Origin of the sequence: Paenimyroides viscosum, from assembly GCF_003858535.1 — a bacterium.
GTDB lineage: Bacteria > Bacteroidota > Bacteroidia > Flavobacteriales > Flavobacteriaceae > Flavobacterium > Flavobacterium viscosum.
Genome location: NZ_RQTJ01000060.1, coordinates 1 through 6,529 on the forward strand (window position 1 = coordinate 1; position 6,529 = coordinate 6,529).

The following is a 6,529-nucleotide window of genomic DNA, read 5'->3' on the forward strand; positions in this document are numbered from 1 at the left end:
AGTAAACTTAGCAGTTAATTGTTCGTTTACACCTACATGAGCAGGGCGCGTTGGTATTGCAGATAGCTTAAAATTATCATATTTCATTAATGCACCTATAAAAGCTTGCTTACAATGTTGTACATTCGCACCTATTTTTAACACATCACTACTTAAAAAATTAAAACCACTTCTTTCGTATACAGCTAAATAATTTAACGAAGGAACGTACGTATATACGGACGAAGTATTTGTACTTGCATTGTACTCTATATACATTTCTACCTTTATCCATGTATGGTTATATGCTGTTTTGTAATAAAGCTTTGGATAGGTTGTAGCAGTTATATAAGATTCGTTGGCGTTTATCATGCATGAGAAAGAGCTAACAATACTACCGTTAAGTATTGAAAAACCAAGTCCTGATCGGAATTCCTCCCCTGGTGAGCCGGTAAAATCTTTAGAATAAAATTCGAATTCTAATTTTAAAACATTATTACCCATTGTACGGGTGTTCCATAACGCTGCAATGCCTTTTTTTTCACATTCAGCTAAAGAATAGATAGTTGGTACCGGAAATTGATTCCAGCCCCATGCAAATACATTTCCCCTACCAGGTTCGGCAATGATGCGTACGTCACTTCCATCAGTTCTTATATCCCATCCGCCTTGCCCGGTGGTAAAAGTACCCGTATTATAACCGTCGAAATTTTCACTCCAAAGTACCTGAGCGTTTACTGGTACTACAGTTAAAAACACTAAAAGTGTTAATAATTTTTGCATTGTATCTGTCATAAAAATATTTTAAAAATCATCTAGCTTAACATACATACCATTAAGATCAGTCTTAACGGTAACTTTCATATTCCAAATAAGATACGAGAAGGTACTTTCAGACTCAAATCCGCCAGAAATAGATGCTTTATCTAAAACAATTTCATCAGAAAGTGTTGAATTATTAGATCTATCAAAATTATAAACCATAGGAACCATATCACCTATTGGAGTAATATGATCTACACCTGTTAAATTCCAGTATAAATTACCTGGTGCATAATTATTATCCGGCATCATGTAAGATTCAAATACAAGCATATTTGCGGGATCAAAAACTTCTATTTTATAATAAAACACCTTACCATAATCTTTAAGCAGCTGTTCTTCAAACGTATTAGGAGCTACTGTGCCACTAACATCAAAATATATTGAATTAGGATTTTGTACCGCAAGAGTATTTTGTACAACCGGACAGTGGTCTGTACTTGACCTTATGTCGAGTTGTACTGTACCACCCCCAGAAGGGATTCCAGTACCGTCCATATCAAAAGACTGTGCAGGAATAAAGTTACCAATTTCACTACCGTTAGCAAATAAATTCGGTACCACAGTAATATCATACCCATAATAATCTCCGTCATCTGTACCATCAAAGTAAGCCAACCCCACATAAGGTGTTACCCTAAGCGTAAGCAGGTGGGGGCTACCCCAGTCGCCAGTTTTATTTTCAAATTTGTAAAATATAGGAGTAGCATTACCAGAACCTAAAACAGGATCTGTACTAAAACTTTTTTCCCATGGCGATTCGTAATTAGGTGTACCTGGAACATGGGAAAAAGTAGTCATGCCACCATTTTCATTACCCGTCTGCGAAGGATAGCTTGGTTGGTTTGCGTCTTCAATGGCATCGTTGCCACATGCTGTAAGCGTTACTACCCCCCAGTAAAAAAAGTAATTTTTTCATAATGTTATAATTTTTAATTAATTATACTGTAAATATAATAAATTATTTAACATAGAATTAGTTTATTTCTTTAAAAGCAAAAAACATTTAAGAAATAGATTATTACTGCAAAAAAGATAATTCTTGTGTGTTGAGATTCCTATGGAATGACAAACAAGCTACATCACACCAGTTAATACAAGAATATTCAATAGATCTTTATCATTTTAAAAAACAACAATTACCTTACATTTAAAAAATGATTTTTTAGTACATTAGTATAATCAAATTTTATACATTTGGCAACTTTTTGCCGGTTTGATAATTGAAGCCGTTTTAGAATAGCAGATCAACAGAAAACCGACAAAAAACAACAATTATTTTAATCAATTCCTATTTCAAGTGGAAGCAAAACACAGCGTTAATAAGGTAACCGCAGGTGCTTTATTAATAACGTTAGGCATTATTTACGGTGATATTGGTACATCGCCGTTATATGTAATGAAGGCAATTTTTGGAAATTCTCCTATAAACTCCAATTTAGTGCTCGGAGCGGTTTCATGCGTTCTTTGGACACTTACTCTACAAACCAGCATTAAATACGTGTGGCTTACGTTACAAGCCGACAATAAAGGCGAGGGCGGTATTTTTTCGCTTTATACCTTGGTAAAAAAACTCAAGAAAAAGTGGCTGATTGTTCCTGCACTTATTGGTGGTAGCGCCATGCTTGCCGACGGTTTTATTACACCACCCATTTCTATTTCATCGGCATTGGAAGGTGTCAAAATTTATTATCCCGATTTACAAACCATTCCTTTTGTAATAGGAATCATCTTAATTTTATTCTTCTTTCAAAGCTACGGAACCAAAACAATAGGTAAATTCTTTGGTCCTATTATGTTTATCTGGTTTTTAATGTTGGGTGGTGTAGGGCTTTTACAAATTACGCAAGTGCCCGAAATTCTTAAAGCGGTAAACCCATACTATGCCTATTTACTTTTAACCGAACATCCGGAAGGATTTTACGTTTTGGGCTTTGTGTTTTTATGTACTACAGGTGCTGAAGCGTTGTACAGTGATTTAGGTCATTGCGGTATAAAAAACATTCGTATAAGCTGGTTGTTGGTTAAATGCACGTTGGCGCTTAATTATTTAGGGCAAGGAGCTTATTTACTTTCACACAGCAATATTCAGCTAAAAACGTTTATAAACGGCGCAGAATTTATTCAAAATCCGTTTTACTTAATGATGCCGCAATGGTTTATTCCAATTGGTATCGTTATTGCCACATTGTCTGCCGTTATTGCGGCGCAGGCTTTAATTACCGGATCGTTCACCATGATTAACGAGGCTATGCGATTAAACCTTTGGCCAAGGGTTTTGGTTAAATATCCATCGAACATAAAAGGACAACTTTACATACCATCTACCAACTGGATTTTATGTATTGGCTGTATTTTGGTGGTGTTGTACTTTAAAGAATCAAGCAACATGGAAGCTGCTTACGGTTTGGCGATTATTATGTGTATGATTGCAACCAGTATTCTGCTTACGTACTACATGATTTTAAAACGCTTTAACAAACTAATCATTGTGGCGTTTGTATTGGTTTACAGCGTTATAGAAGTATCGTTCTTTATAGCGAATATCGATAAATTTCATCATGGAGGATATGTTTCATTAATTGTAGCCGGTGCCATTGCCAGCGTAATGACCATTTGGTTTTTAGGAAAGAAAATACGTAAGAATTATACCGAATTTGTAAAATTAAGCGATTACACCAGCGTTATTGAAGACTTAAGTAATGATGAAACCATTCCGCAATATTCTAACAACTTAATTTATTTGACCAACGCACACAACAAAAACGAAATAGAATCGAAAGTTATTTATTCGATCCTTTACAAACGACCAAAACGTGCCGATGTTTATTGGATGTTGCATGTAAACGTGATTGATGAACCTTACGGAATGGAGTATCAAATTAAAAAATTCTCTGATAAAATTATGCGTGTCGATTTTTATTTAGGATTCCGTATCGCTCCAAAAATAAGTCCGTTGTTTAAAAAGGTTCTAGAAGATTTAAGTACTTGTGGCGAATTTAATAAATTAAGTACTTATCATTCCTTACGAAAAAATCAGATTACTGCCGATCATAAATATGTAATCATTGAAAAAGTGGTTTCGTTTGATAATGATCTGCCGTGGTACGAAAAATTCATTTTAGATTGTTATGCTTTTATTCGCAAAAGAAGTTTATCTGAAGAAAAAGCGTTTGGTTTAGATAACAGTTCGGTTAAAGTAGAATATTACCCGTTATTATTAAACAAAAATATGCCCGATATTCCACTAAAACGCAGACCAGATAAAATGGTATAAAACTAAAAATACAAAGTGCTTAAACTAAATACGGTTAAGCACTTTTTTATTTAAAATGATTTGAATTTTATTTACAGTAACATAAAAAAGCGGTACTTTAGAATTTCAGTTTAACAGCATAAAAATGAAGCTATTCTTATTCTTTATTATTGGCGCGTTTTCCCTTTCGCTAACCGCACAAAATAGTGCCAGCCAAACAACCTTTTTAAAAGATATTTCTTATAAAATTGTAGAAAAAGATACTGTTAAACTAGATATTCATCTGCCAAAACAAAAAGTTTTCGACAAAAGTCCGGTTGTTGTGTTTATTCACGGCGGCGCATGGGCACAAGGCGATAAAGAAATTAAGTACCATTATACCGAAGGTATTAAAGACACCTTGCAGCAAAACGGATATACCGTTGTGGCTATAAATTACCGTTTGGTTAGTAAAACAATTGATATTGCCGAACAATTAAGCGATTGTAAAGACGCAATGCGTTGGATTGTAGATCATGCAGATAAATACAATTTTGATACGGAAAACATTGGACTTTGGGGAGAATCTGCTGGTGCGCATTTGTCTTTAATGATTGCATATACCGCAGAAAAATCAAATGATTTACCTAAAATTCGTTTTGTGCTTGATAATTTTGGACCAATAGATTTAAACCAAGTTTTAAAAACTAATGCCAGTTGGTTTACAAAAACAACCTATAAGTTGTTATTACCAGGTTTGTATGATATTAGAGAAAAATTAATCTATGCAATGACATCGTTCGATATTAATAAAAATAAAGAAGAAGCAATTGCCGTTGCACGCCATTATTCACCTATTGAACTTTTGGAAAACGCACCAAAAACGCCTATTTTAATTTTGCATGGAACCAGAGATTTTATTGTTCCTTTTAAACAATCGAAAAAACTACATAAAGAACTTAACAAACTTGCGGTAACCAACAAACTTATTAAAGTTAAAAAAGGCAATCACGGTTTTACAAAGACTAACAAAAAAGAGATTCATGATTTAATAAAAGAAACCTTCGTTTTTGTACAGCAACATTATTACAAACCAACTTTTAATTAAGCTGAGATTATTTTTTTGTTAATACCAATCCAGTTCCAAATTCTAAATTTGCTGGATCTTTAAAAACCATTTTTCCGTTGATTTCTTCTACTTCGCCATAACCTTCTATTGCAGATGCATTGGTGAGTTTAAAGGAAACTTGTCTTACAGACAAAATACCTTCCGAAGAAAAAGTATAATCTGCCAATAAAATTTCATCTTTAATTTCACCAACGAACGTACCCGAATTACGGTCTTTTTCTTTTAAGGTATAAAGTAAGTTTCCGCTTGCCTTATTGCCATTAACTGTAAGCTGCAATGTTACTGTAGAACCATTTTGTTCATAATTATACATTCCAGAAAAATTGGTTTGGTTGATAGTTGTAGCTGTATTATTACTTTCAATCTTTTCTGTCTTTTGGTTACATGCACTTAAAAGCACCATTACATTAAAACAATATAGGATCTTTTTCATAGGATTCTTTTTCAATTAAAACTACTGTTTCAACTTTTCACTGAAAGTTTTTCTAAATTTATCCACTTTTGGTTTAACCACTAAACGACAGTAAGCTTGATTGGGATTGTTTTCGTAATAATTCTGATGGTACTCTTCTGCGTTATAAAACTTTTTAAACGGAGCCACTTGGGTAACAACCGGTTTATCATACGCCTTTTTTTTATTCAGTTGGTCAATATAAAATTCGGTGAGTTGTTTTTGCTCTTTATTATGATAGAAAACTGCAGAACGGTAGTGCGTTCCTACATCGTTCCCTTGTCGGTTCAGTTGTGTAGGATCGTGCGCTACAAAAAAAGCTTCTAACAATTCCTTGTACGAAATTACGGCAGGATTAAACACAATATTACATGCTTCTGCATGATTGGTGTTTCCGGCAGAAACCTCTTCGTACGTTGGATTTTCGGTTGTTCCGCCTGTGTAACCCGATGTAACTGAAACAACGCCTTGTAATTGTTTAAACTGCTCTTCCACACACCAAAAACAACCGGCTGCAAAAGTAGCGGTTTCTGTTTTTACTGCTGAATTAGACTGTTTTTTGGCAATAGTTTTATTTGTTGATTTTTCATTGGTATTTGCTTTTGCTGCACCTTGACCACAAGATGAAAATGGCAGTGCAAAACAACATAAAAAGAAAAAGTTAACCACATTCAGCATTTTAATACTTTTCATACATACAGCTTTTAACGATTCATTGCTATTGTAAAGTTCGTGAAATGTAAACAGGTTTTTTATAAATAAATGCTAAAATACCAATTATAAAAACCTTCACTTTTTACGGTGAAGGTTTCTGTTTAAAAATACAATTATCTGTAAAATTTTATAATTATAACCCATAGTGCATTATTAAACGAGATTAATTTTTAGGTTGTTAATATTTCTGTCGAATACA

6 protein-coding genes are annotated in these 6,529 nt (G+C 33.8%); 2 read left to right on the forward strand and 4 right to left on the reverse strand.

Annotated features, from left to right (window positions below):
* Together EG242_RS14450 and EG242_RS14455 are read right to left on the reverse strand one after the other, a co-directional pair.
* The coding region (locus EG242_RS14450) for a hypothetical protein (protein WP_148090584.1) at positions 1–774 on the reverse strand (774 nt) is incomplete at its 3' end.
* Between the two features lie 9 nt (positions 775–783).
* Positions 784–1,602 carry a hypothetical protein gene (locus EG242_RS14455; protein WP_124900609.1) on the reverse strand — a complete coding sequence of 273 codons (819 nt, stop codon included), beginning with the start codon at positions 1,600–1,602 and terminating at the stop codon, positions 784–786.
* 499 nt (positions 1,603–2,101) lie between these two features.
* Between EG242_RS14455 and EG242_RS14460 the strand changes: the two genes are divergently transcribed.
* Both EG242_RS14460 and EG242_RS14465 read left to right on the forward strand, forming a co-directional pair.
* Complete coding sequence (locus EG242_RS14460) at positions 2,102–4,078, forward strand: KUP/HAK/KT family potassium transporter (protein WP_124900611.1); 1,977 nt, start codon at positions 2,102–2,104, stop codon at positions 4,076–4,078.
* A 124-nt stretch (positions 4,079–4,202) separates the two neighbouring features.
* The gene (locus EG242_RS14465) at positions 4,203–5,144 is read left to right on the forward strand and encodes an alpha/beta hydrolase (protein WP_124900613.1); all 942 of its coding nucleotides are present in this window, start codon (positions 4,203–4,205) and stop codon (positions 5,142–5,144) included.
* 7 nt (positions 5,145–5,151) lie between these two features.
* On the opposite strand, the gene EG242_RS14470 is transcribed toward EG242_RS14465, so the two are convergent.
* Together EG242_RS14470 and msrA are read right to left on the reverse strand one after the other, a co-directional pair.
* Positions 5,152–5,598 carry a hypothetical protein gene (locus EG242_RS14470; protein WP_124900615.1) on the reverse strand — a complete coding sequence of 149 codons (447 nt, stop codon included), beginning with the start codon at positions 5,596–5,598 and terminating at the stop codon, positions 5,152–5,154.
* Positions 5,599–5,619: 21 nt separating this feature from the next.
* Positions 5,620–6,309 carry a peptide-methionine (S)-S-oxide reductase MsrA gene (msrA, locus tag EG242_RS14475; RefSeq protein WP_124900617.1) on the reverse strand — a complete coding sequence of 230 codons (690 nt, stop codon included), beginning with the start codon at positions 6,307–6,309 and terminating at the stop codon, positions 5,620–5,622.
* Positions 6,310–6,529: the final 220 nt, after the last annotated feature.

Excerpts from the sequence above, each read along its gene's own strand:
- EG242_RS14465 (WP_124900613.1), top strand. The coding sequence starts at position 4,203 with ATGAAGCTATTCTTATTCTTTATTATTGGCGCGTTTTCCCTTTCGCTA.
- EG242_RS14455 (WP_124900609.1), bottom strand. The coding sequence starts at position 1,602 with ATGACTACTTTTTCCCATGTTCCAGGTACACCTAATTACGAATCGCCA.
- EG242_RS14470 (WP_124900615.1), bottom strand. The coding sequence starts at position 5,598 with ATGAAAAAGATCCTATATTGTTTTAATGTAATGGTGCTTTTAAGTGCA.
- msrA (WP_124900617.1), bottom strand. The coding sequence starts at position 6,309 with ATGAAAAGTATTAAAATGCTGAATGTGGTTAACTTTTTCTTTTTATGT.